The sequence below is a fragment of the Streptomyces tailanensis genome (assembly GCF_008386495.1).
GTDB lineage: Bacteria > Actinomycetota > Actinomycetes > Streptomycetales > Streptomycetaceae > Streptomyces > Streptomyces tailanensis.
In genome coordinates this window covers 81,476-106,184 of record NZ_VTHJ01000001.1, presented here as the reverse complement: position 1 = coordinate 106,184, position 24,709 = coordinate 81,476, and the positions used below count along the sequence as shown (strand labels likewise).

The window sequence follows — 24,709 nt, the reverse complement described above, 5'->3', positions numbered from 1 at the left end:
GTTCGGACGAACGAAAGGAGCCCCGATGACCGTCGGACCACCGGGCGTCGGCACCCGCGACGAGGATCGCGAGGAGAGTGATGCCCGTGTGATCGCGCGGTCCCGGGACGAGCCCGAGCTGTTCGCCGTGCTCTACGACCGGTACGCCGACGCCGTGCACCGTTACGCGGCGCGGCGGCTCGGTCCCGAGGCGGCGGAGGATCTGATGGCGGAGACGTTCATCACCGCCTTCCAGCGGCGTCACACGTACGACCTGGAGCGGGCCGACGCCCGCCCCTGGTTGTTCGGCATCGCGACCAACCTCGTGGGCCGGCACCGCCGGGCCGAGGCGCGCCGGTTCAAGGCGCTGGCCCGGCTGCCGGAGCCGGTGGAGCACGAGGAGCCGGTCGCGGACCGGGCTGTCGCCAGGGCCGGTGCCACGGGGGTGCGCCGGGAACTGGCCGCCGCGCTGGGCGGGCTCTCCGCCCGGCACCGCGACGTGGTGCTGCTGGTGGCCTGGGCCGGCCTCGACTACGAGGAGGCGGCCCAGGCCCTCGACGTGCCCGTCGGCACGATCAGATCCCGGCTGAACCGGGCTCGCAGCAAACTGCGCGAAGCACTGGGCGGATCCGATCCGACCGCTTTCCGAGAGGCAGACGCCCATGCGTGACATCGACGAACCGAGGGATTTGAGGGAGCTGAGGGAGCTGAGCGGCCTCAGGGGCCTCGCCGGCTTCGACGCGGGGACTCCCCCGCTGGACGACGAGGCACGGCGGCGGGGGCGGGCCCGGCTGCTCGCCGTGATCACCGCGCCGGACGCGGATCGCGCGACGAGCACGAGGGTCCGGCCAGCCCCGGGGGTACGCCGCCCACTTCTGCGCATCGCCCTGGCCGGTGCGATGGCCGCCGCGGTCACGGCCGGTGTCCTGGTCGCCGTGGAGGACGGCGACGGCAGCCGGGGGAAGACCGCGAAGCCGCCGGTCGTCAGCTCTCCCGCGATGCGGAACGTGAGCGCGCAGGCGGTGCTCAACGGCGCCGCCGCATACGCCCGCGAGCACGAGCGGACCGTCGTCCCGCGCGACGACCAGTTCATCTACACCAAGGTGATCATCAAGGAGATCAACCAGAAGACGGGCACCACGAAGACCCACGTCGACGAGGTCTGGCGGTCCGTGGACGATTCCAAGCCCTCCTGGATCATGGAGGTCGGCAAGGGCTGGTGGTCACCGCCGCTCCCTGAGAACGCGAGCAGCTGGCCGCCGCGGGACTGGGGCAGGCTGAAGAAGCTGCCCACCGAACCGGAGCAGCTGATCCTCGCGATCCAGAACGACTTCTTCCCCCGCAAGGAGAAGAACACCTCGCTGGACAAGATCACCGACCGGGAGTGGTCGCACATCCACTTCAGCCTCGCCGGGCTGCTCATGCATGTGCCGGTGATGCCGGAGGGACTGCGTCCGGCGGCGTACGAGGCGCTGGGCATGGTGCCGGGCGTCAAGGCGGTGCCGAACCAGAAGGACGCAAAGGGCCGCACCGGCGTGGCCATCACGTACGACGACCCGACGCAACCCGAGCGGGTCGGCGCTAGTTACTTCATCTTCGACCCTGAGACGTATGCGTTCCTCGGCTTCCGGCACGAGCGCAGCTCGGGCGACGGGAAGAACATGAAGGTGTACACCCAGCTCTCGTACCTCGACAGCTGGGCCATCGTCGACAAGGCCAAGCAGCGGCCCACGGCCCAGAGCTAGGACGCGGCGGGCACTCTGAGGGCGGCCAGGACCGGGAGATGGTCCGTGGCCGCCCTCAGGTCGTGGTCGGTGATCCCCGGGTGGTTGAGGGGGACTCCGCAGCCGAGGACCTCGATGCCGGGTGTGGCCAGGATCGCGTCGATGCGCTGGTGGGGGTCGGCGGGGGTGGAGGTGTACTCGCCGCCCCAGGGGGACGTGGTCCAGCAGTCCTGGAGTTCGGTGGCGAGGCGCCTGAACGTGCGGCCGTTCGGGCGTTCGTTGAGGTCGCCGCCCGCGACGGCGTGCTCCACGCCCAGTCCGGCGAGGCGGTCGAGGAGCATGCCGCCCTGTTCGTACCGCTCGTCCTTCTGCAGGGAGAGGTGGCAGGACAGGACGCCGAGGCGGGCCCGGCCGAAGCGGACCACTGCCGTGGCGAAGCCGCGTCTGTGCAGGCCGGGGGTGAGCGGCAGGAGGATGTCCTCGGTGTGTTCGACGGTGGCCCGGAGGCTGCACAGCAGGGCTGGGCCGGAGGCGGTGGCTCCGCCGGAGAGGGTGACCAGGCCGGAGGTCGCGGCCAGTTGGGCGAGTTTTTTGCGCCAGCGGAAGAAGCGGGGGGCTTCTTGGATGAGGACCAGGTCGGGGGTGCAGGCCTCGATGACACGGGCCAGGGCAGCGGTGTCGTCCCTCATGGAGCGGATGTTGTAGCTGAGGACGCGGATGGTGGCTGAACCGTCGGGGTTGCTGCGGGACTTGGGGAGCGGCTCCATGTGGATCAATGTACGCCCAAGAGCTCGGGTGCATATGTCCGTTTGCGACTACGGGTTGTTCGTGGCTGATCGCGCAGTTCCCCGCGCCCCTTAAGGGGCGCGGGTGGCACCCTGCGGTGAAAAGTTGCCCCTACATAATCGGGTCCGGCTCTCTCGCCAAGTCCGCCGCGCCCACCAGGCCCGCCTCGTTGCCGAGTTGGGCGGCGATGACCTCGGCGACCGGGCGCCAGTTGCCGCCTACGAGCCAGCGCTTGTAGGACTTGCGGATGGGGTCGAGGACGAGTTCGCCCTCGTCCGAGAGGCCGCCGCCGACGATGAAGGCGGACGGGTCGAAGAGGGAGGCGAGGTCGGCGAGGCCGGCGCCGGCCCAGCGGGCGAGTTCGCGGTAGGAGTCGACGGCGACGGGGTCGCCCTGGCGGGCGGCCATGGAGATGTGCTTGCCCTCGATGCCGTCAGGGGTGCCGTCGCCCATGCCGAGGAGGATCTCGGCGTTCTCGGGGGTCGCGTTGGCGCGCTGCTTGGCGTAGCGGACGAGAGCGCGGCCGGACGCGTACTGCTCCCAGCAGCCCTGGCTGCCGCAGCCGCACAGCAGCCCGTCCGGGACCATCCGGATGTGGCCGAACTCGGCGGCCACGCCGTAGTGGCCGCGGCGCAGCTTGTTGCCGATGATGATGCCGCCGCCGAGGCCGGTGCCGAGGGTGATGCAGATGACGTTGCGGTGGCCCTTGCCGGCGCCGAACTTGTACTCGCCCCACGCGGCCGCGTTGGCGTCGTTCTCCACGACGACGGGGAGCTTGACGCGTGCTTCGACCTTTTCCTTCAGCGGCTCGTTGCGCCAGTCGATGTTGGGGGCGAAGTACACGGTCGACCGCTGCCGGTTGACATAGCCGGCGGCGCCGATGCCCACGCCGACGATCTCGTGCCCGGCTCGCGCGCCCTCGACGGCGGCGGCGATGGCGTCCACGATCCCCTCGGGCGTGCCCGGGGTCGGCACCTTGTGGGTCGAGAGGATGTTGCCGTCCTCGTCGACCACGCCCGCCGCGATCTTGGTACCGCCGATGTCGACGCCGATGGTGAGTCCCATGAATCCCTCAGTTTCGGTCGAGCCCCGCTACGGCCAACCGTACCCGAGGGCATCCCCTCGGACGCCCGTCGTCCGCCCGGCGGACAGTCCGGCGTCAGTCCAGGTCGATGCGCTCGCCGGGGCCCGGATCATCGCCCTCTTCACGGCGTTCCCGGTGGGCGGTGTCACGGGTCGTCCAGCGTCGTTCCTGGGCCTCGACGGCGGAGCGGTACGCGGCGAGGAGTTCGCCTCCGGCGGCGGCGAGGTGGTCGAAGACGTCGGGGTTGCGTTCGATGACGGGTTCGACGGCGGCCTTGGCCTGGCGGACGACCTGGTTGACCATCTGCTGGGCCGCGCCACCGGCCACCGCGCCGAACAACGGCGACTGCAGACCGGAGAGCTTGCCGGCGACGGTGTCGACCAGCTTGCGAAGCTCCTCGGCGGCCGAGCCCGGCGGGGGCCCGTACTTCGCGCGGCGTCGGGCCTTCTCCGCGGCGAGGTCCTCCTCGCACGCCGTGGCCCAGGCGTCGGCGTCGGTCGCACGCACCCAGTCGTCAGCGGTGCGCTCGTCAGCCGTGCGCTCGTCTGCCGTGCGCGCGTCCTCCCCGGCGGCGTCGGACGTGGGGCGCTCTTCGCTCATGGCGGACTCCTGCCTACGGTTCGTACCTTCGACGTTACCCGAACGGGGGTACCCGGTTCACCGACCCTGCGGCCACAACCGCGGGTCCGGCGCGAAACGGATCCTCAGCTCGCCGTCCCTGAGGGCCGCGCCGTCGACCGTGCAGCGGCGCAGCGCGGACGGCAGCGGAACGATACGGCGGAACTGGCCCGCGGTGACGACCAGCTCGTCGCCGCGCCGGATGAGGTCCAGCTCGTCGCGTATGGCGCCGGGCAGCGGGAGGTGCCAGACGAGCACCCCGTCGTGTGGCCCGTCGGGTGACCCGTCGCCGAGCCGGTCGACGACGGGCCACTCGACGCGGGCGGGAGCGCCGTGGGTGTCGTCGGCACCGGGTACGTCGAGGGCGGTGAGATCGTCGGTGCCGCGCGGGTCCCGGCCGAGGTGGGCGACCTCCCGTACGGGACGGTCCTCCCGCCACTCCGCGAGGGCCTTCTGCTGCTGGGCGACCAGGCCGCCGAGCCAGGTGTCGTGCGTGTTCTCGGGGAGGATCCGGTTGGCGATCAGCGCCTCCACGGGGAGGGCGCGCAGGGCGAGGCCGATGCTCGCGACGCGTACGTGGTCGGCGCCGGCCGGGCCGGGCTCGGCGACCAGCCGTACGGTCGTGCCGGGGTCCTCGACGATCGCGGCGACGGCGGCCAGCTCGACGTCCCAGCGGGCGGCCGTCTCGTACAGCCACTCCGCGGGCATCGGCACCCCGGCCAGCCGGCCGAGGACCGGCCGCAGCGCCCGGGCCGCCTGCCGCTCCGCCGGCAGCAGCCGCCGCAGATAGCGCCGCAGCTCCTCCGGGAGCCCGAGCAGCGCGAGTGCCTGCGGCGCGGGCGGCAGATCCACGACGACCAGGTCGTACGCCTCGGACAGCGCGGCGTCGCGCAGCGCCCGCAGCAGCGCCAGCTCTTCGGCGCCGGGGAGGGGCGTGAGTTCCTCGGCGTCCAGCCGACTTGCCCCGAGCAGATCGAGCACCGACGCGGCCCGCTCCTGAAACGCGACGAGGTCCTCCCGGAAGTCCGCCGCGGCGTCGGGCCGCCAGGCGGTGAGCTCCGGTGCGACCCGTACGGGCTCGGCGCCCGTGCCCACCCCCAGTACAGCCCCCAGACTGTCCGTCCGGTCCGCACTCAACACAAGCGTGCGGACCCCCTCACGGGCCGCCTTGAGCGCGGTGGCCGCAGCAACCGTCGTACGGCCACTGCCGCCTTGCCCGGTGATCAGGATGGTGCGCATGGAGGTGAACGGTATCCGAGCAGGCCCCCGGCGCGGGCGCGGGCCGGGGCGGCGTCCCGCTCCCCGGCGCTGACAGGATGCCGCCGCGCCCGCCCTCCCCCATCGTCCCAGCGGCACGACTGCCCGCGGCTATGCAGGCGACCTGCGCCCCGTAAGGGGCGCGGGGCTGTATCAATATGCGGCTCCGCCGCGTGGGCGCGATCAGCCACGTACGACCCGCGGTCGCGCGACAACACATCCCACCGAGCTACTGGGCGCGAGCCCGCTCCCCCTGCCCGCACACAACAAGCAACCGTCGCCTGAAACCTGGCCCCGAGGGCACCCCTCATCAGCATGGCGGGACGGGCGGGTGGGTGGGCCGATCACGCGCCCGACTCGACCCGCTTCTTCAGGCCCGCCAGCGCCCGGTCGATGATGACCTTCTCCGCCTTGCGCTTGATCATCCCGAGCATCGGGATCTTCACGTCGACGGTCAGCTGGTATGTCACCTCGGTCACCCCGTCCCCGACCGGCTTGAGGATGTACGACCCGTCCAACGACCGCAGCATCTGGGACTTCACCAGCGTCCAGGACACTTCGTTCGCCCCGGTCCACGTGTACGCCAGCGTCTGGTCGTCCTTGATCGCCCCCGCGTCCATGACGAGCCGGACCTGCTCGGCCCGTCCCTGCTCATCCGTCCGAAGGACCTCCGCCTCCTTCACCTCACCCGTCCAGTCCGGGTAGCGGGCGAAGTCGGCGATCACCCCCATGACATCGGCCGCCGCGGCCTCGATCGTGATGCTCGAACTGGTGAATTCCGCCATCGCCGTGGCTCCTCCAGAGACTGTCCGGTGAGGGAGGTGGGTGCGCACGTATGTGCAGCGTGAAGGCTACCGCGCGCCCACGGCCCCCCGGTCACCACCCAGGGTTCACCACTCCAGCACCCACGGCTTCCCGCTCCCCGCGAAGTGCCCCACGTTCACGCACTCCGTCGCCCCGATCCGCATCCGCCGGGCCAGCGGCTGGTGGACATGTCCGAAGAGTGAGTACCGGGGCCGCGTACGACGGATCGCCTCCAGCAGCGCCCGGCTCCCCCGCTCGAAACGCCTCGCCACGGTGTCGTAGACGAGTTCCGGCACCTCCGGCGGGATGTGCGTGCACAGCACGTCCACCTCGCCCACCGCCTCGATCTTCGCCGCGTACTCCTCGTCGCTGATCTCGTACGGCGTCCGCATGGGGGTCCTGAGCCCGCCGCCCACGAACCCGAAGACCCACCCCCCGATTTCCACCCGTTCGCCGTCCAGCACGGTGGTCCCCTCACCCGCGTACTCCGGCCACAGCATCGGCATATCGACATTGCCGTACGTGGCGTACGTCGGCGTAGGGAACGCCGCGAACAGCTCGGCGTACTGCTTGCGCACCGCCTTCTCGATGACGGCGGCCCGGTCGCCGCCGACACCCGCCCACAGCCGGGTCCCCAGCTCACGCGCCTCCTCGAAGCGCCGGGCGGTGCGCAGTTCGACGAGCCGGCTCGCGTTCTCCGCGCCGAAGAGGTCCGGGAAGATGCCGCGCGAGTGGTCGGCGTAGTCAAGGAAAAGGACCAGGTCACCGAGGCACACCAGGGCGTCCGCGCCCTCACCCGCTCTCGCCAGGTCGCGTGCGTTGCCATGCACGTCGCTGACCACATGAATGCGTGTTGTGCGGGTGTCGCCCGTTGTGCGTGCCATGACGATCAAGCGTAGGCGTGTGCGGCATACGTGAACAGAGTCGATGGGTCCTGCGGTTACTGGCCAGTCAGTAAGTGCGTGGATTAGTGTTCCCGGAAGAGCCCACCTATGTGACGCGGAGAACATCTCGCCGGACCCCCCTCGCGTAGATGCCATACCGGCGGGTAACGTCCGGGCAGTCCAGTTGTGCTCAGGTTTTCAACCAGCGGGGGACCGCAAGGAACCACGTGAGGCCTGAGCGACCGCCCCAGCCTTGGACCGCCCGTCGCAGCACGCACGTCAGTCATGGCGTCGGCGCCCTATGAGGAGCAGCAGTCTTGCGCGAGTTCAGCCTTCCGGCTTTGTACGAGGTCCCGACGGACGGCAACCTGACCGACATCGTCCGCAGAAACGCCGCGCAGCATCCCGATGTCGCCGTCATCGCCCGCAAGGTGGGCGGCGCCTGGCAGGACGTCAGCGCTGTCCGGTTCCTCGACGAGGTGCGGACCGCCGCGAAGGGGCTCATCGCCGCCGGCGTCCAGCCGGGCGACCGGGTCGGGCTCATGTCCCGTACGCGGTACGAGTGGACGCTGCTGGACTTCGCGATCTGGTCGGCCGGCGCGATCACCGTGCCGGTGTACGAGACCAGCTCGCCGGAGCAGGTGCAGTGGATCCTCTCCGACTCGGGCGCGACCGCCTGCATCGTGGAGCTGGACGGTCACACGGCCGCCGTCGAGTCGGTGCGCGACCGGCTGCCCGCGCTGAAGCACGTGTGGCAGATCGAGGGCGGTGGCGTGGAGGAGCTGGGGCGGCTCGGCCAGGACGTCACCGACGCGGCCGTCGAGGAGCGCAGCTCGCTGGCGAAGGCCGACGACCCGGCGACCATCGTCTACACGTCCGGTACGACGGGCCGCCCGAAGGGGTGTGTCCTCACCCATCGCAGCTTCTTCGCCGAGTGCGGCAACGTCGTCGAGCGGCTGCGTCCGCTGTTCCGCACGGGCGAGTGCAGCGTCCTGCTGTTCCTGCCGCTCGCGCATGTCTTCGGGCGGCTGGTGCAGGTCGCGCCGATGATGGCGCCGATCAAGCTGGGCACGGTCCCGGACATCAAGAACCTCACCGACGAGCTGGCCTCCTTCCGGCCGACGCTGATCCTCGGTGTCCCGCGTGTCTTCGAGAAGGTCTACAACTCGGCCCGCGCCAAGGCGCAGGCGGACGGCAAGGGCAAGATCTTCGACAAGGCCGCGGACACGGCGATCGCGTACAGCAAGGCCCTGGACACCCCGTCGGGCCCGTCCCTCGGCCTGAAGATCAAACACCTGGTCTTCGACAGACTCGTCTACAGCAAGCTGCGCGCGGTGCTCGGCGGCAAGGGCGAGTACGCCATCTCCGGCGGCGCCCCGCTGGGCGAGCGCCTCGGCCACTTCTTCCGCGGCATCGGCTTCACGGTCCTGGAGGGCTACGGCCTGACCGAGACCTGTGCCGCCACCGCCTTCAACCCCTGGGACCGGCAGAAGATCGGCACGGTCGGCCAGCCGCTGCCCGGCTCGGTGGTCCGGATCGCCGACGACGGCGAGGTGCTGCTGCACGGCGACCATCTGTTCAAGGGGTACTGGAACAACCCGGCCGCCACCGAGGAGGCGCTGGCGGACGGCTGGTTCCACAGCGGTGACATCGGCACCCTCGACGAGGACGGCTACCTCAGGATCACCGGCCGCAAGAAGGAGATCATCGTCACCGCGGGCGGCAAGAACGTCGCCCCGGCCGTGATCGAGGACCGTATCCGGGCGCACGCGCTGGTCGCCGAGTGCATGGTCGTCGGCGACGGGCGGCCTTTCGTGGGCGCGCTGGTCACCCTCGACGAGGAGTTCCTGGGCCGTTGGGCCGCCGAGCACGGCAAGCCGGCGGGCTCCACCGCGGCGTCGCTGCGTGCGGACGCGGACCTGAACGCGGCGATCCAGGCCGCGATCGACGACGGCAACGCCGCGGTGTCGAAGGCGGAATCGGTGCGGAAGTTCCGCATTCTGTCCTCCCAGTTCACGGAGGATTCGGGCCACCTGACGCCGTCCCTGAAGCTCAAGCGCAATGTGGTGGCGAAGGACTTCTCGGACGAGATCGAGGCGATCTACCAGAAGTAGCCGGCGGTCGTACGCCTCATGGCGCGGTGTCCTCGGCGAGGACCCGCGCCATCGTGCGTTCGGCGAGCGCGGTGATCGTGACGAACGGGTTCACCCCGATGGAGCCGGGCACCAGCGAGCCGTCGGTGACGTACAGCTTCGAATACCCCTTCACTCTCCCGTAGTTGTCGGTCGCCTTGCCCAGCACGCAGCCGCCCAGCGGGTGGTAGGTGAAGTCGTCGGCGAACACCTTGTTGGACGAGCCGAAGAGGTCGTACCGGTAGATCGTGGAGTTCGCCGAGTTGATCCGGTCGAAGAGCTTCTTGGCCATGGACACGGAGACCGCGCTCTGGGCGGCGCTCCAGCCGAGTTTCGCCGAGTCGCTCGCGGCGTCGTACGTGAAGGACGCGCGCTCCCGGTTCTTGGTGATCGCCAGGTAGAGGCTGACCCAGTGCTCCAACCCGGTGGGCAGCGGGGCGATTTCGGCGAAGACGGGGTTGGCGGTGTTGGCCCAGTCGTCGATGCCGAGGACCGGCATGGTCGACTGGTTCTCGCCGACCGTGTCCCACAGGTGGTTGGCCCGGCCCAGCATCACGTTGCCGTTGGTGCCCCAGCCGGTCCCGACGCTCGCGTCCAGTGCGGGCAGGGTGCCCAATACCTGGGCGCGGACGAGGAGTTCGGTGGTGCCGACGCTGCCCGCGCCGAGGAAGAGGTACGTGCAGCCGTACTCCTTGGTCTCGACAACCGCGCCCGTGTCGTCGACGCGGTCGGCGGTGATGACGTACGTGCTGTCGCTCGCTCTTCGTATCCCCTTGGCGCGTTCCATGGTGTGGAGGGTGACGTTGCCGGTGCCGAGGGCGGCGGCGAGGTAGGTCTTGTCGAGGCTGCGCTTGCCGTGGTTGTTGCCGTAGATGACCTCACCGGCGAGGGCCGACTTCGTCGCCGTACCGGCGGCTTCGCGCTGCATGTGGCCGAAGTCGTAGACGCTCGGCACGAAGGTGGTCTTCAGACCGGTCTTCTCGGCGTGGGCGCGGGAGATCCGGCTGAAGCGGTACCACTCGGTGGACTCGAACCACGCCGGGTCGATGGTGTTGACGCCGAGCATGGCGCGGGCGCGCGGGAAGTACGTGGCGTACATCTCGGCGGTGTCGACGGTCGGGAACTGCTCGGCGAAGTACGACCGGAGGGGGGTGACGGCCATGCTGCCGTTGACCAGTGAGCCGCCGCCGACGCCGCGTCCGACGTAGACGGACATGTTGGCGTAGCGGACCCGGTCGAGGACTCCGGGGTACGGGCTGATGTCCTTGTTGACGACGTCCAGCCACAGGAAGGTGGCGAGCGGGGCCTCGGTGCGGGTCTTGAACCACATGGATCTCTGGTCCGGTTCCCGCGTGGAGCAGAAGATCTTCCCGTCGGAGCCGGGGGTGTTCCAGAGGCGGCCCATCTCCAGGACGATCGTGCGGATGCCGGCCTGGCCGAGGCGGAGGGCGGCCACGGCGGCGCCGTAGCCCGAACCGATCACGATGGCCGGGGAGTTGTCGACGGCGGCGGGTTCGACGGCCTGGGCCGACTGAAGGCCGACGCGGGTGAGGCCGGCCGCGGTGGCCGTCCGGAGGGCGACCATACCGAGTATGCGACGGCGGGAAAGCTGATGTTGCGTCAGTTTCTCTGTCATGCTCACAGGATCTGCGGACGCCCGCGTTCACACCAGAGATACGGGATGCCCCTTTTGCCCCTACAGCAACAACTGCAGCTTTTCGGCCAGCAGGTCCCACCGCCACCGTTCCTCCACCCACTCCCGCCCCCGCTCCCCCATGCGGCGGCGCAGCTCGGCGTCGCCGAGGAGGGTGATGACGCGCTCGGCGGCCTCGTCCGGGGAGCCGCCGCGCACGACCCAGCCGGTCTCGCCGTCGAGCACGGCGTCCGGGGCGCCGCCGGAGTCACCGGCGACGACGGGCAGTCCGGTCGCGGAGGCCTCCAGGTACACGATGCCGAGCCCCTCCACGTCGAGGCCGCCCCGCCGGGTGCGACACGGCATGGCGAAGACGTCACCGGCGCCGTAGTGGGCGGGCAGCTCGGACCAGGGGACGGCCCCCGTGAAGCGGACGGAATCGGCGACCCCGGTCTCGTACGCCAGCCTCCGCAGCTCCTTCTCGTACGGTCCGCCCCCGACGATCAGCAGCACCGCGTCCGGCTCCTTGGCAAGGATCGCCGGCATCGCGAGGATCAGCGTGTCCTGCCCCTTTCGCGGCACGAGCCGGGAGACGCACACGACCACCGGCCGGTCGGTGAGCCCGAGCCGGGCCCGTACCTCGTCGCCGCCGGAGTCCGGGTGGAAGGTCTTCTCGTCGACGCCGGGCGGCAGCTGCACCATGCGTCCGGCCGCCTCGGGGGTGAGGGCGGTGGCGATCCGGGAGCGCGTGTACTCGCCCAGGTACGTGATCGTGTCCGTGGCCTCGCCGATCCGCCGCAGCAACTGCCGGGCGGCGGGCAGCTGCGCCCACCCCGCCTCGTGCCCGTGCGTGGTGGCCACCAGCCGCCCCGCGCCCGCCTTCCGCAGCGCGGGCGCCATCAGGCCGAGCGGGGCCGCCGCCCCGAACCACACCGACGTACAGCCGTGCTCCCGCAGCAGACCGACGGCCGTACGCGTGGCGCTGGGCGTCGGCAGCAGCATGGTCGTCCGGTCGCGTACAACAGTGAACGGCTGCCCGGCGTCGAAGGCGGCCGTCGCCTCCACGCCCTCCCGGCTCCGCTTCCAGGTCGAGGCATAGACGACGACCCGCTCGGGATCCAGCCGCAGCGCCATATTGTGCAGGAAGGCCTGGATTCCGCCGGGCCGGGGCGGGAAGTCGTTGGTCACGATCAGGGTCTTGTGCATCGCCGCCGACCCTACCGAACAGGCATCCTCAAGGCCTCCGCACCCGCCCCTCACACGGTCCGGCCGGACTTCACGGTCGCTTCACAGCCCGACGGGGGATCATGTCCCCACATGCGGGGAACATACGCGGGGCAGACGGCGCTCCGGCGCACACGGACAGGGGCACAGGTGGCTCGGTTGGCTCAGGTGGACATGACGGGCACGCGACGGCTCCCGTTCGGGCTGCTGACGGCCTGGGGCGCGACCCGGCTGCTCCTGCTGCTGTTCGTCTTCAAGGTGTACGTGTTCCCCGGCCCGGACGTCACCAGCGACGTGTCGGTGATCTACCAGGGCTGGTACGAGATCCTGCGCACAGGAACGTATCCCCTGGACGATGTGACGTGGCAGTACCCCCCCGCCGCCGCCCTGGCGATCCTCTCCCCCGGGCTGCTGCCTTTCCTGGACTACGCGTCGGCCTTTTTCGTCCTCGCCTTCCTCGCCGACCTGGTCGTGCTCACCCTGCTCCTGTACGCGGGCGCCCGCCCCGGAAAGACCTGGCGCGGTGCCTGGGTGTGGGTGGTGGGCCTGCCGCTGCTCGGCCCGACCGTGTACGCCCGCTACGACGTGATGGTGGCCGCTGTGGCGGTCGCCGCCCTCCTCGCCGGTGGCCGCCACCCGCGCGTGATGGGGGCGCTCACGGCCTTCGCGGCCCTGCTGAAGGTGTGGCCGGTGCTGCTGCTCCTGGGTGCCCGCGGGCGCAGGCCCTGGGCCTCGGCGGCGGTGACCGCCGTGTCGCTGGCCGCCCTCTTCGCCGTCTCCATGCCCGGCGCCTTCGCCTTCCTGACCTTCCAGCGCGACCGGGGCACCGAGGTGGAGTCGCTGGGCTCCCTCGTCTTCCACGTCGCCCGGCAGTTCGGCTGGAACGGCCAGGTGCTGCTCAACTACGGCTCGGTCGAGTTTCTCGGCCCGTATGTCGACGTCGTCAGCAACGCCGCCCTGGCGCTCAGCGCGGTGGCCTTCGGCTGGCTGCTGCTGTGGCGGGTGCGCGCGCGGCGGTTCACCCCGCACACCCTCGCGGAGGCCGCGTTCGTGGCGGTGCTGATGTTCACGACCACCAGCCGGGTGATCAGCCCCCAGTACATGGTGTGGCTGGTCGGCCTCGCGGCGGTCTGCCTCTGCTTCCGGGCCAGCCGCATGGTGCTGCCCGCGGGGCTCGTCCTGGTCGCGTCCTTCGTGACCGTCCTGGAGTTCCCGATCTGGTTCTCCCACGTGGTCACGAGCGACGCCCTCGGCATCACCCTCCTCTTCACCCGCAACGGCCTCCTGGTCCTCGCCACCCTCCTGGCCGCCCTCGAACTCTGGCAGGCAACGGTCCCCCGCCGGGTACCCCTGCTCGCCCCTGACCAGCCGACCCGCACGAAGGAACCCTTGGGCTCGTGATCGCGGGAGAGCTCGGGGTGCGGATTGTTCGGCGGGTGCGGGTGACTGGGGGCTGGTCGCGCCCACGCGGCGGAGCCGCACATCGACACAGCCCCGCGCCCCTCAAAAGCACCGGGCGCGACCCATGCCGTCAAGGGACGCGGGGAACTGCGCGAGCAACCACGAACCACCCGCACCCGCCGAACAATCCGCACCCCACGAGCTCTCAGGCGCTGGCGGCATGACCCCCGTGTCAGCCCAGCTGAGTCCTCACATACGCCCGCCACTGCTCGCTGAACCTCGACGGTGTCGTCCCGAGCACCTCCCGCAGCGCGGTCTCCACCGACCCGGCCCGCTTCCCGTGCGCGCCGACGGCCCGGTAGAACTCGTTCAGCCGGACCTCGCCCCACCGGTCCGCGATCAGCCGGCACGCCATCCAGCCCCCCTCATAGGCCTGCGCGAGCCGCCCCGAGTCACCGGAGAAGCCGAAGTCGCCGTCCTCGGGGAGCCCGGCCGGCGCCCTGCCCTCCGCCACCGCGCGCCGCAGCTCCGGCGCCACCTCGGACGCCGAACGCCCGGTCGCCCGATAGCCGACCCAGTCCGCGTACCCCTCGGAGAGCCACAGGGGCGTGGCGGCGTTGGTGTGGGCGCGGGTGGCGACGTGGGTGGTCTCGTGGGTGAGGACGACCTGCTCGCCGAAGGCGCCGAGGACGGCGTACGCGTCGGGGTTGACGATGATCCGGTCAGCGGGGGCCTTCGCCGATCCTCCCGCAGCCTCCGGCCGGGGGGACCCCCTTTTGGCTTCGCTCACCTCGCCGGTCGTGACCGCGGCGATGCCCCGATACCCGTCCGAGGGCGCCCCCAGCAGCCCCGCCATCTCCTCCAGCGAGTGCGGCACAAGGACCACGACCCGGCCCGCCCAGTCCTCGCCCCACGCCTCGGTCACGGCGGGCACGGCCCGGTCCGCCAGTCGCGCGTACTCCCGCAGGGTCCCCTCCGGCCGGCCCACCCCGAGCACCAGACTCCGCTCGCCGCGGACGGCCCGTATCGCCCCCTGCTCCCACAGCTGCATGGTGCCCTCCTCCGAGGGATCGTCGGAGGCGACGTACCAGGCCCCGTCGTCGTCGCGGACCAGGGACAGCGTGCGTACGGCGGTGACGGGCGCCTTGTCGTAGCCGCGTACCCGGTAGCGCAGGGCCGCCTCGGCCGTGGCCCGGTCGCCGGAGCGGTCGAAGTCGCCCAGGTCGTACGACCAGGCTGCCAGCGGAAGGTCCCGCAGGTTCGCGAACTCGGCGGCCCCGGCGGCCAGTTCGGGCCGGGCGAACTCGGCGGCTGCCTCCGTGGCCCGGAACGCCGTCTCGTCCCGCTCCAGGACCGCCTCCGCCCGCCGGTCGAGCATCCGCTCGACGTCGGCGCGGGCGGAGTCGGTCACCGCGTTCCCGCCGCAGCCGACGAGGGCGAGCGTAAGAGCGAGTGCCGAAGGGAGCCCGTGCCGGACCCCCGACCCGGGCCGGGGACACGTCGTGCGCCTTCGACCAGCCACGTTCCCGATCGTACGGGGCCCCCGTCGCCGTACGGCAGGTCGATCCGGGCTCTACGACGAAGGTAAGACGAAGGAAATGGGCGTCAGGGGCGGGTGACCGAGGTGATCGGCATCATGCCGACGGGGTCGTAGCGGACGGGGGCGCCCGGGTAGGGGGCGTGAATGACTTGGCCGTCGCCTACGTACATACCGACGTGGCTGGCATCGGACCGATACATGACCAGGTCGCCGGGCTGCGCCTGGGACAGCGGGACCTGGCGGCCGGCGTACCGCTGGGCCTGCGAGGTGCGCGGAAGCGCGACCCCGGCCTGGCCGTACGACCAGACCATGAGGCCCGAGCAATCGAAGCCGTAGGGGCCGGACGAGCCCCACACGTAGGGCCTGCCGAGGGCGGAGCGCGCGGCGGCGACGGCGGCGGACGCGCGGGCGTTGGGGGCACCGGCGCCGGCTTCGGCGAGGTCGGGCCTCTCCATCGCGGAGCGGCGCTCGCCGCCGGAGCGGGAGGCACGGTCGAACTCGGCACGCTCGTCGTCCGGGAGGGAGTGGAGCAGCCGCCGGGCCTCGGCGAGTTTCCGCTCGACCGTCCGCTTGTGCAGGGCGACGGCCTTGCGGCTCTTCTCCAGCTCGGTCAGCTTGCCGGAGGCCTCCGCGCGCTGCTGCGCGATGTCGCGCATGGCCTGCTGAAGTGCGTGGAGTTCGCCCGCCTGGTGGGCGCCGATCCGGTCCAGGGCGGCGGCCGTGTCGAGGTAGTCGTCCGGGTTGTCGGAGAACAGCAGGGCGATGGCCGGGTCGAGGCCGCCGGAGCGGTACTGGGCCCCGGCGAGCGAACCCAGCGACTCCCGCATGGTGTTGATGCGGTCCTGCTTCCGGGCGATCTGGTCCTGGGCGGTGCCGATCTGGTCGCGGAGCCGGTCGGCGCGCTCGTCGGCCTTGTTGTACGCCTCGGTGGCTTTCTCGGCCTCCTCGTACAGCCGGTCGACCTCGGCGCGGGTGGGGTGGTCGTGCGGGGCGGCGACGGCCGACTGGACGGGGACGGCGCCGAGGGCGGAGGCCGCGGCGGACAGCACGCTCAGGGCGGCGGCTGCGCCCCGGTCGAACCCGGACGGTACAAGGCGACTGTGGGACACCACGGGAAGCCGCACTCCCTTCGACGGCGGACAGGGCCCTCCCCGAAGCCGGAACGGCACCCGGAGGGGGTGCCCTCACGGCGGGTGCCCTCACGGCGAGTGAGGGAAGCGCGGCCGACAGTAGCCGCGCGACCCTGTCACAGCCAAAGACCTCCGCGGACACACAGCGTGACGCCCCGCTCGGGACCCAGGTCACCGGCGGGGCGCGGGGTCAGCGTGAAGTGCGGGAATTCGCCCGTTCGGGCGGCCCGGTGTCCTGATCTTGAAGCAGAACGGCTCCGATGGTCACACCGCGACCATCGGAGCCGTGAAGCCCTCAGAAGCCCTCAAGGAGCCGAAGCAGGCGTCAGATACGGACGCCGAACTGGAAGGTGCCGATGGTGCTCATCGACTCGTAGCGGACGACCTTGCCCGGGTACGGTGCATGAATGACCGTGCCGTTGCCGGCATAGAGGCCGACGTGACCCAGGTTGTTGAAGAACACCAGGTCGCCGGGGGCGAGTTGATCGCGCGTGATCCGGGTGCCGTCGTTCGCCTGCGTGTACGTGGTCCGGGTGATGGACACACCGGCCTGGGCGTAGGCCCACTGAGTCAGACCGGAGCAGTCGTACGAGTTGGGGCCGCTGCCGCCGGAGACGTACGGCTTGCCCTGCTGGGTGGCGGCGGCGGCGAGGGCGGCCGCGCCACGCTGGGAGGCGGGCACCTCGTTGCCGAGGTCGACGCGCTCACCGGCGGAGCGGCTGGCGCGCGTCTCCTCCTGGTCCAGGGCCGCCTTCTCCGCGGCGGTCAGGGTGTTGAGGAGCTTCTGCGCCTCGGCCAGCTTCGACTGGACTTCCTTCTTCTTCTTGCCCAGCGACTCGCGGACGTCGGCGAGGTCCCCGAGCTTCTCGTTGGCCTCCTCGCGCTGCTGCGCGAGCGAGCGCTGCTTCTCCTGGATCTTCTTGAGCGCGTCGACCTGCTGGCTGCTCAACTGGTCCAGCGTGGCGGCCTTGTCGAGATAGTCGTCCGGGTCGGCGGAGAGGAAGAGCTGGATCGAGGAGTCGATGCCGCCCGAGCGGTACTGGGCGCTGGCGGCCTGGCCTATGCCCTCACGCAGCTCGTTGAGGTCCTCCTGGCCACGGGCGACGTTGTCCTGGATGGTGGAGATCTCCTTCTGGAGCTTCTCCTCCTTCTCCTTGGCCCCGTTGTACTTGTCGGTGGCCCGCCCGGCCTCCTCGTAGAGCTTGTCGACCTTGGTCTTGACCTCGTCCTTGCTCGGCTTGTCGACAGGCGCGGCGTTGGCCGCCTGGGAGGTCAGGGCCACGGCAGCGGCGGCGGCAGTGGTGAGCACGGTCACACGCGCACGGCTCGGCTGCTTGGGTCGACGGTGGGACGCCACGGTAGGTGAACTCCTTCAATGTGAGCGATCGCCCGGCGGGGACTCCGGCGATGATCACCCGTTGAGAGGTTTGAGCCCAGACCCTAGTGACCTAATGATGATCACTTCAAATCCCCCACAGGAAAAATCCCGCCCCAGGGCGCACTATTTACACTCAACACACAAGCAGTAATGCTCGGTTGACGCTACGTTGCGCAACAGTTCGACCCAATTCGGTCATAGCGCCCGTACGTTGCCGTTGGGACTTGACGGGGCGGACGGTACCGAAGGGTCAGGAAAGCCGCTTGAGGAGCATCGCGGAAGCGACCGGCCTGGCGCCCGCCTTGGCGACCCCGTCGGCGACCTCGCGATCGGTGGAGGCCACGATGACCGGCCGCCCGGGTGGCTCGGCGCGCACCAGCTGACGGATCAATTCGTCGGCCGTGACACCCGGCTTGGAGAACAGCACCCGCACCCCGCGCGGCGGCGCGAGCAGGACGGGCGCGGCCAGCTCGGCCCCGTCGAAGACACACGTCACCTCGGCACCGGTCTGCGCGGCGAGCTGCGAGAGCTGCCCGAGGAGCCTGAGGCGCTGCTTCTCCAGCGGCATCTGCGGATAGCCGGTCTTCGTGACGTTGTAGCCGTCGACGACGAGATGCGCCTGCGGCAGCGCCAGCAACTGGTCCAGGATCGCGGGGTCGTTCTCGGACAGCGCACGGGCCGCGATGTCCTTCGGCGTCATCCGCCCCGGCTCGACCGCGTCGACGGTCTCGGCGGGCCGTACGGACACCGGCGGCAACGCCAGCTCCCTGCGCAGCCCCTGGGCCGCGTCCAGCACGGTGTCCAGCAGCAGCCGTACGCGCATGTCCTCGACGCTGCGTCCCTCGCGGGCCGCCCGCCGGGTGGCCTCCAGGGCCGCCTCCGCCTCGCCGAGCCGGGCCTTGAGCCGCCGGGTCTCGCTCTCGGCGGCGGACACCTGGGCGTGCCCCTCGGCGCGTACGCTCTCCATCTCGGCCTGCAGCTTACGCAGGGCGGCCTCGCCGCGCTTGACGTCGCTGAGGGCGGAGCGGAGCTTGCGGTGCAGCGAGTCGGCCTCCTTCTTGGCCGATTCCAGCTCCGTACGCAGCCGTTCCGTCTCCGCCTTCGTCTGGCCGCGCGCCTCGGCGAGCTGCTCGCGCAGCCGCTCCAGCTCGGCGCGGTTCTCCTCGTCGGCGCGCTCCGCCTCCGCCCGCAGGGCCTCCTCGCCGGCCGCGGTGACCAGCTTCACCCAGCCCGTGGGGCGCAGGACGTACGCGGCGGCCGCCACGTCCAGCGGATCGGCGGCCGGGGGCGGGGCGCCCGCGTCGAGGGCGCCGGCCAGCTCCGGGTGGGCCTCCCTGAACCGCTCCCCGATCCGCTGGCGGAAGAGGGTGTCGGTCTCCACGGCGGCCGCCATCGCGTTGCCCGCGAACTTCACCCGGCGATTCGGCGCGAACCGGGCGTACTGCCGCAACTGTGCGGGCAGTTCGCCCACGGTCAGTCCGCCGAAGCCGTCGGAGACGATCTGCACGACGCGTTTGCGCACGCCGTCGGGCAGCGGTCGGTCGAGCACCTCAGCGGCGCCGTCGCCCGGCCCCCCGCCTGCGGTCTCCACCATCCGTCACCCCACTGTCCGTGCGGGGCCGCCTCCCTCAGGAGTCGGCGCCCGGCCTGTCCACGAGTTCCACCTGATCCACGGCGTTGCACCAGCGGCAGCGGACCGACTCGATGGTCTCACTGACCACCTCGCGCTCCTCGACCTTCGGTTCCCCGGCGAGGTCGAGGTGAACGTACTCGACGACCTTCGAGGAGCGGGTCACGTCGAAACGCGTGAGGTTGCCGCACAGCGTGCAGCGCCAGCGGGTCGTGGCGGTCGGCAGGGGAACCGTCATCGTGGCTGCTCTTCCTTCTTCCAGTCTCCGTGACGCCCCGGCCTCCCGGTGCGTGTGGCTCGTAACCCTACGGCCTGACCGGTATCCCGTGCCGCTCCGCCTACGGAGCGGCACCGACGCCGAGGCCGATCAGCTCCGGCGGCGAGGCGGTCTGGGCGGGTGGGTCCCGTTACGTCATGCTCTGATCGTGATCGGAAAGACCGTACAAAATGAGTCGGCGCCGGTGACGTACGGGCTGATCATCCTCTGCTGTGTGATCTTCCTGATCGGGCCGGCGGCGGGCCTGAATCCGGCGTACGGCACCGGTGACGAGCTGCTCGTCGCGCAGCGGGCGTACTTCCGCCGCTGGGGTGTCGTACCGGTCGAGCTCTTCACCGGCTCCCCGCGGGCGGCGCTCACCCCGCTCACCGCGCTCTTCGTCCACGGCAGCTGGCTGCACCTCCTCGGCAACATGCTCTTCCTCTTCGTCTTCGGGGCGATGGCCGAGGAACGCATGGGCCATGTGGAGTTCGCCCTCTTCTACGTCGGCTGCGGTTACGTCGCCCTCGGGGCGTACGCGGCCACGCACGCCGGGTCCCCGCAGTCGCTGGTCGGCGCGTCCGGGGCGATCTCCGCGGTCCTCGGCGCGTTTCTCTTCTTGTTCCCCCGAGCACGCGTGACGAGCCTCTTTCCCTTCCTGTTCTTCCTCCCGCTGCGGTTCCCGGCCTGGGTGACGCTGCCGTTCTGGGTGAGCCTGCAGTGGCTGGCCGCGGGGCGGGAGACGTCGGGGCCGGGGGTCGCGTATCTGGCGCATCTGGTGGGGTTCGGGGTGGGGTTCGGCTACGCGTGGGGGCGTCATGGGCGTAGGGCTAGAGTGAAAGGCCCAGTGCCCGCCCCTGAGGGAGAGAAACAGTCGTGATCACCGCGATCGTGCTCATCAAGACCAGCGTGGACCGGATTCCGGAGATCGCGGAGTCCATTGCCGCGCTTGAGTCCGTGAGCGAGGTGTTCTCCGTGACCGGTACGTACGATCTGGTCGCCATGGTTCGGGTGAAGGCGCACGATGATCTGGCTGATGTGATTCCGGGGGCGATCAGCAAGATTCCCGGGGTGCTGGCGACCGATACGCACGTCGCGTTCCGGACCTACTCCCAGCATGACCTTGAGGCCGCGTTCGCCATCGGGCTGGACAACTGAGGTCGCGCAGATGAAAGAACCCTCATCTGCGGCTCATCCTCCGTAACGTGTGCCCCCGGCACGATTTCGCTCATGGCTTTCTCATTCTCTCGTCGTATCGCGACTCTCGCCGCCGTCGTGGCGATTCCTCTCGGGATCGCCGCCACCAGCTTTGCCCTCACCGACAGTCCTGAGGCGCCGAAGGTGCCGCCCAAGGTGGAGTTGGAGAAGGGGGCTTCGAGTCCTGCGCCGACGCCCACCTCCACGCGGCCGTCGGCGACTCCGAGTGACGAGGTCGTGCCGCGGCCTCCGGTGACCGACAGCCCCGCGGATGATGACGATGCCGATGACCGAGGACAGGACGACGCCGACGACGGAGCCGGGGACGACGGCTGACGGGTCGCGGCGGTGGGTGTCCGCGCGGGTCAGGATTCTGCTGTGGCTGTTGCTCGTGATGGCGGTGGCGCTGGCGGCGGTGGCGGCGACCACGCGTTCGATCCTGTTGCGGGACGTGGACCAGCGCATCAACAAACTGCTCGTGCAGGAGGCCGGGGAGTTCACCAATCTCCAGGCACGGGGCGTCGATCCGGAGACCGGGGAGCCGTTCACGGAACCGTCGCGGCTGCTGTACGTCTTCCTGGACCGGCAGAACGCCGACCTGGACGAGGAACTGATCGGCCTGGTGGGCCGGCCGGGCCGGGAACCCGCGCAGATCATCCAGCGGCGCGACATCCCCGTCACGCTGCCCCTGCACAAGGACGACGACGCCCAGCTCGCGATCTTCGACTCGCCCGACTCCACCGGTGTGCTGAAGCGGGCGTCCGGGGACATCCACTGGGCGAAGGTCGAGGTGGCCCGGTACGGCGGTGAATCGGACGCCGCGTTCGTGGTCGCCTTCCACCCGCAGCGGGAGGAGCGGCGCGCGGACGAGGTGTTCCAGGTGCTGCTCGCCATCTCCGGGGTCGCCCTGCTGATGACGACCGGTATCGCCTGGGTCGTCGCCGGGCGGATCCTCAAGCCCGTACGGGTCGTGCGCTCCGCCGCGGCCCAGCTCACCGAGCAGGACCTCACCCAGCGCATCCCGGTGCACGGCCGGGACGACGTGGCCGCGCTCGCCGAGACCTTCAACGCCATGCTCGACCGGCTGGAGCGGGCCTTCGCCGCGCAGCGGGAGTTCGTCGACGACGCCGGGCACGAGCTGCGTACGCCCATCACCATCGTGCGGGGCCATCTGGAGGTGATGGGCGACGATCCCGCCGAGCGCGAGGAGACGATCCGGCTGGTCACCGACGAGCTGGACCGCATGAGCCGCATCGTCGAGGACCTGCTGCTGCTCGCCAAGGCCGAACGGCCCGACTTCGTCCGCCCCGAGCCCGTACAGCTCGCCGAACTCACCGCCGACGTCTACGTCAAGGCCCGCACCCTCGGCGAACGCGACTGGCAACTCGCCGAAGTCGCCGACCAGGAAGCCGAGTTGGACCCCCAGCGGATCACCCAGGCCATGGTCCAGCTTGCCCAGAACGCCGTGCAGCACACCACCACCGGCCAGACCATCCGCATCGGCTCCCGGGTCAACGGGAGTTCGGCCGTCGAGCTCTACGTCGTCGACTCGGGGCCCGGTGTGCAGCCGCAGGACGCCGAGGTGATCTTCGAACGGTTCCGGCGGGGCACGGCCCGACGCGGCGCCCGCGGCTCCGGTGCCGGGCTCGGCCTGTCGATCGTCCGCGCGATCGCCGAGGCCCACGGCGGCCGCGTACGACTCCACGACACGGAGGGCGGCGGCGCCACCTTCATCCTCACCCTGGAAGGGGCACGCACGTGAACCGCATCCTCATCGTGGAGGACGAGGAAAGGATCGCCTCCTTCGTCGAGAAGGGCCTGCGTGCCGGAGGCTTCACCACGACCGTGGTCGGCGACGGCGACGCGGCCTACGAGTACGCCCTCACCGGCGGCTTCGACCTCATCGTCCTCGACATAGGACTGCCCGGCCGCGACGGCTTCACGGTGCTTCGCGAACTGCGCGAGGCTCGCGTGACCGTCCCGGTCATCGTGCTGACCGCCCGGGACTCCGTACGCGACACCGTGGCCGGCCTGGAGGGCGGCGCCGACGACTGGATGACCAAGCCGTTCCGCTTCGAGGAGCTGCTGGCCCGAGTGCGCCTACGGCTGCGTACGGCGGCCCGGGCGCCCGAGGTGACGATGCTGCGGAGCGGGGAACTGACCCTCGACCTGCGCACGCGGAGGGCACGGGCCGGCGAGCGGCCGGTGAACCTGACGGCGCGGGAGTTCGTACTGCTGGAGCTGTTCCTGCGGCATCCGGGCCAGGTGCTGTCGCGGGAGCAGATCCTGTCGCATGTGTGGGGGTACGACTTCGACCCGGGGTCGAACATCGTGGATGTGTACGTGCGGGCACTGCGAAAGAAGCTGGGGGCAGGGCAGTTGGAGACGGTGAGGGGCATGGGCTACCGGCTCCCTGCAGCAGGGTAGGGGCGCGAGGCTGTGACATATGCGGCTCCGCCGCGTGGGCGCGACCAGCCCCCACAGACCCGCAGCCGCCAACCAACCGAACACACCCCCACATGAGGCGTCTTTCATAAACGACTCATCAAGGGCTAACAGCCAAATTGAACCCTTGATGACGTGACCCTGAACTTCCGTCTGACCGCGACCCTGTGCGTGGCCCTCTCCCTCTGCGCCCTCCTCGCCGTCCCCGGCAACTTCCCGGGGCTGGGCGGCGAGGCCAGGCTGACCCTCGCGGTGTTCGCGCTGGCGACGGCCGCCTGGATCGGCACCCCCGTCGACGACACCTACATCGCCCTCGGCGCCGGACTCGCGCTGACGGCGACCGGGGTGATCAGCAGCGACACCCTGTTCGGCACCCTCGGTGACTCGACGGTGTGGCTGCTGATCTGCGCGTTCGTACTGGCGGCGGCGGTGACGAGGACGGGGCTGGCAGGGCGGGCCGCGGCGTTCCTGGTCAGCGGGGCGCGCAGCGTCCGGCAGCTCGTGCATCTGACGACCGCCGCGCTGGTGGTGACGGCGTTCGCGGTGCCCGCCACCTCCGGCCGGGCGGCCCTCGCGCTGCCGGTGTTCCTGGCCCTCGCCAAGGTGCTGGCCGACCGGAAACGACTGGTCGTGATGCTGGCACTGCTGTTCCCGACCGTGATCCTTCTGTCGGCGGTGGCGACGCTGATCGGCGCGGGCGCGCATCTGATCACGGTGTCGGTGCTGTGGGAGGCGACCGGCGACCGGATCGGCTTCACCGAGTGGCTGCTGCTGGGCCTGCCGCTGGCGATCGTCTCGTCCCATCTGGCGGCCGAGGCGGTACTGCTGACGACGACCCGGCGCGCGGACCGCCGCGGTCCGGTACGGATCACGGTCGAAGATATCCAGCACCACAGTGAGCAGCCGGTCACCGGTCCCTGGACCCCCGCCGAGTCGCGCTGCGCCCTGCTGCTGGCCACGGTGGTGGTCCTGTGGTGCGCCGAGCCCCTCCACCGGGTGCCGCCGGCGGTGGTGGCGCTGATCGGCGCGATCGTCGCGTCCTCGCCCGCGCTGGGCACCGTACGGCTGAAGGAGGCGTTGAAGACGGTGCCCTGGTCGATGCTGCTCTTCATGGCGGCGACCATGGCGATGGGGGTCGCGCTCAGTGACTCGGGGGCCGCGAAGTGGCTGGTCGCCGGGCTGCCCTCGGCGGTCACTCCGCTGGTGTTCCTGACGGCGGTCGTGGTGATCAGCACGGCCGCACATCTCGTCCTGCAGTCCCGTTCGGCACGGTCGTCGGTGCTCGTTCCCCTGGTCGTCGCGGCGGCCGTGGGCGCCGGGGTCAACCCGGTCGCGGCCGCGCTCGCGTCCACCGCGGCCGCGGGCTTCTGCCACACCCTGCCGGCCTCCGCGAAGCCGGTCGCGCTCTTCGCCGACCTCCCCGGAACGCCCACCTACACACCACGCGACCTGCTCCGTCTGTCCGCCGTCCTGGCCCCGCTGACCGCCGCCCTCGTCGTCCTCTTCGCGGTCGCGGTCTGGCCGCTGCTGGGCGTACCGCTGGGCCGCCCGTGACACGGCGGCCACTGATGACTCCACTCACCCACGACCCCTCAGGAGCCCAGACC

Annotated in this window: 23 protein-coding genes; 10 read left to right on the top strand and 13 right to left on the bottom strand. The window is 70.8% G+C overall.

Going from position 1 to position 24,709, the window contains the following annotated elements; all coding sequences use genetic code 11:
* The first annotated feature begins 25 nt into the window (after nt 1–25).
* A complete protein-coding gene (locus F3T56_RS00470) occupies nt 26–649 on the top strand; it encodes an RNA polymerase sigma factor (protein WP_149822612.1) in 624 nt (207 codons plus the stop codon).
* Entirely contained in the window at nt 642–1,724 is a 1,083-nt protein-coding gene (locus F3T56_RS00465; protein ID WP_149822611.1) for a CU044_5270 family protein, read from the top strand. The genes F3T56_RS00470 and F3T56_RS00465 overlap by 8 nt, the downstream gene beginning before the upstream one ends.
* On the opposite strand, the gene F3T56_RS00460 is transcribed toward F3T56_RS00465, so the two are convergent.
* From F3T56_RS00460 to F3T56_RS00435, 6 genes are all read right to left on the bottom strand, one after another.
* Nucleotides 1,721–2,470, bottom strand: a complete 750-nt coding sequence (locus F3T56_RS00460; protein ID WP_149822610.1) for an endonuclease/exonuclease/phosphatase family protein — start codon at nt 2,468–2,470, stop codon at nt 1,721–1,723. The two genes, F3T56_RS00465 and F3T56_RS00460, sit on opposite strands and share 4 nt — an antisense overlap.
* Before the next feature lie 130 nt (nt 2,471–2,600).
* Nucleotides 2,601–3,554: an ROK family glucokinase gene (locus tag F3T56_RS00455; RefSeq protein WP_149822609.1), complete on the bottom strand. Its 954-nt coding sequence runs from the start codon at nt 3,552–3,554 to the stop codon at nt 2,601–2,603.
* 94 nt (nt 3,555–3,648) lie between these two features.
* Nucleotides 3,649–4,173 carry a DUF5304 domain-containing protein gene (locus F3T56_RS00450; RefSeq protein WP_149822608.1) on the bottom strand — a complete coding sequence of 175 codons (525 nt, stop codon included), beginning with the start codon at nt 4,171–4,173 and terminating at the stop codon, nt 3,649–3,651.
* Between the two features lie 57 nt (nt 4,174–4,230).
* Nucleotides 4,231–5,430 carry an ArsA family ATPase gene (locus F3T56_RS00445; protein WP_149822607.1) on the bottom strand — a complete coding sequence of 400 codons (1,200 nt, stop codon included), beginning with the start codon at nt 5,428–5,430 and terminating at the stop codon, nt 4,231–4,233.
* 362 nt (nt 5,431–5,792) lie between these two features.
* Nucleotides 5,793–6,233: an SRPBCC family protein gene (locus F3T56_RS00440; protein ID WP_149822606.1), complete on the bottom strand. Its 441-nt coding sequence runs from the start codon at nt 6,231–6,233 to the stop codon at nt 5,793–5,795.
* Between the two features lie 105 nt (nt 6,234–6,338).
* Entirely contained in the window at nt 6,339–7,094 is a 756-nt protein-coding gene (locus tag F3T56_RS00435) for a metallophosphoesterase family protein (RefSeq protein WP_149822870.1), read from the bottom strand.
* Nucleotides 7,095–7,453: 359 nt separating this feature from the next.
* Between F3T56_RS00435 and F3T56_RS00430 the strand changes: the two genes are divergently transcribed.
* Complete coding sequence (locus F3T56_RS00430) at nt 7,454–9,250, top strand: AMP-dependent synthetase/ligase (protein ID WP_149822605.1); 1,797 nt, start codon at nt 7,454–7,456, stop codon at nt 9,248–9,250.
* A 16-nt stretch (nt 9,251–9,266) separates the two neighbouring features.
* On the opposite strand, the gene F3T56_RS00425 is transcribed toward F3T56_RS00430, so the two are convergent.
* Complete coding sequence (locus tag F3T56_RS00425; RefSeq protein ID WP_484422094.1) at nt 9,267–10,904, bottom strand: GMC oxidoreductase; 1,638 nt, start codon at nt 10,902–10,904, stop codon at nt 9,267–9,269.
* A gap of 60 nt (nt 10,905–10,964) precedes the next feature.
* Nucleotides 10,965–12,107 carry a glycosyltransferase family 4 protein gene (locus F3T56_RS00420; RefSeq protein WP_149822604.1) on the bottom strand — a complete coding sequence of 381 codons (1,143 nt, stop codon included), beginning with the start codon at nt 12,105–12,107 and terminating at the stop codon, nt 10,965–10,967.
* Between the two features lie 192 nt (nt 12,108–12,299).
* Between F3T56_RS00420 and F3T56_RS00415 the strand changes: the two genes are divergently transcribed.
* Nucleotides 12,300–13,526 (top strand): glycosyltransferase family 87 protein, encoded by a 1,227-nt coding sequence (locus F3T56_RS00415; protein WP_172638744.1) that lies wholly within the window; start codon nt 12,300–12,302, stop codon nt 13,524–13,526.
* Between the two features lie 232 nt (nt 13,527–13,758).
* Here F3T56_RS00415 and F3T56_RS00410 read toward each other — a convergent pair whose 3' ends face one another.
* The 5 genes from F3T56_RS00410 to F3T56_RS00390 all read right to left on the bottom strand — a co-directional run bounded on the left by F3T56_RS00410 (nt 13,759) and on the right by F3T56_RS00390 (nt 19,442).
* A complete protein-coding gene (locus tag F3T56_RS00410) occupies nt 13,759–15,048 on the bottom strand; it encodes a hypothetical protein (protein ID WP_149822602.1) in 1,290 nt (429 codons plus the stop codon).
* Between the two features lie 83 nt (nt 15,049–15,131).
* Nucleotides 15,132–16,178 carry a C40 family peptidase gene (locus tag F3T56_RS00405; protein WP_149822601.1) on the bottom strand — a complete coding sequence of 349 codons (1,047 nt, stop codon included), beginning with the start codon at nt 16,176–16,178 and terminating at the stop codon, nt 15,132–15,134.
* 343 nt (nt 16,179–16,521) lie between these two features.
* Complete coding sequence (locus F3T56_RS00400; RefSeq protein WP_172638743.1) at nt 16,522–17,553, bottom strand: C40 family peptidase; 1,032 nt, start codon at nt 17,551–17,553, stop codon at nt 16,522–16,524.
* A 271-nt stretch (nt 17,554–17,824) separates the two neighbouring features.
* Entirely contained in the window at nt 17,825–19,168 is a 1,344-nt protein-coding gene (locus F3T56_RS00395; protein ID WP_149822600.1) for an NYN domain-containing protein, read from the bottom strand.
* A gap of 34 nt (nt 19,169–19,202) precedes the next feature.
* Entirely contained in the window at nt 19,203–19,442 is a 240-nt protein-coding gene (locus F3T56_RS00390) for a hypothetical protein (RefSeq protein ID WP_009309707.1), read from the bottom strand.
* A 187-nt stretch (nt 19,443–19,629) separates the two neighbouring features.
* Between F3T56_RS00390 and F3T56_RS00385 the strand changes: the two genes are divergently transcribed.
* The 6 genes from F3T56_RS00385 (at nt 19,630) to F3T56_RS00360 (ending at nt 24,656) form a co-directional block, all read left to right on the top strand.
* Entirely contained in the window at nt 19,630–20,340 is a 711-nt protein-coding gene (locus F3T56_RS00385; protein WP_246203307.1) for a rhomboid family intramembrane serine protease, read from the top strand.
* Nucleotides 20,337–20,618 carry an Lrp/AsnC family transcriptional regulator gene (locus F3T56_RS00380; protein ID WP_149822599.1) on the top strand — a complete coding sequence of 94 codons (282 nt, stop codon included), beginning with the start codon at nt 20,337–20,339 and terminating at the stop codon, nt 20,616–20,618. Before F3T56_RS00385 ends, F3T56_RS00380 begins: the two co-directional genes overlap by 4 nt.
* 72 nt (nt 20,619–20,690) lie before the next feature.
* The gene (locus tag F3T56_RS00375) at nt 20,691–20,993 is read left to right on the top strand and encodes a small secreted hydrophilic protein (protein ID WP_149822598.1); all 303 of its coding nucleotides are present in this window, start codon (nt 20,691–20,693) and stop codon (nt 20,991–20,993) included.
* On the top strand, nt 20,944–22,419 hold the full coding sequence (locus F3T56_RS00370) for a sensor histidine kinase (RefSeq protein ID WP_172638742.1): 1,476 nt from the start codon (nt 20,944–20,946) through the stop codon (nt 22,417–22,419). The genes F3T56_RS00375 and F3T56_RS00370 overlap by 50 nt, the downstream gene beginning before the upstream one ends.
* Complete coding sequence (locus F3T56_RS00365) at nt 22,416–23,084, top strand: response regulator transcription factor (protein WP_149822597.1); 669 nt, start codon at nt 22,416–22,418, stop codon at nt 23,082–23,084. Before F3T56_RS00370 ends, F3T56_RS00365 begins: the two co-directional genes overlap by 4 nt.
* Before the next feature lie 153 nt (nt 23,085–23,237).
* A complete protein-coding gene (locus F3T56_RS00360; RefSeq protein WP_172638741.1) occupies nt 23,238–24,656 on the top strand; it encodes an SLC13 family permease in 1,419 nt (472 codons plus the stop codon).
* Nucleotides 24,657–24,709: the final 53 nt, after the last annotated feature.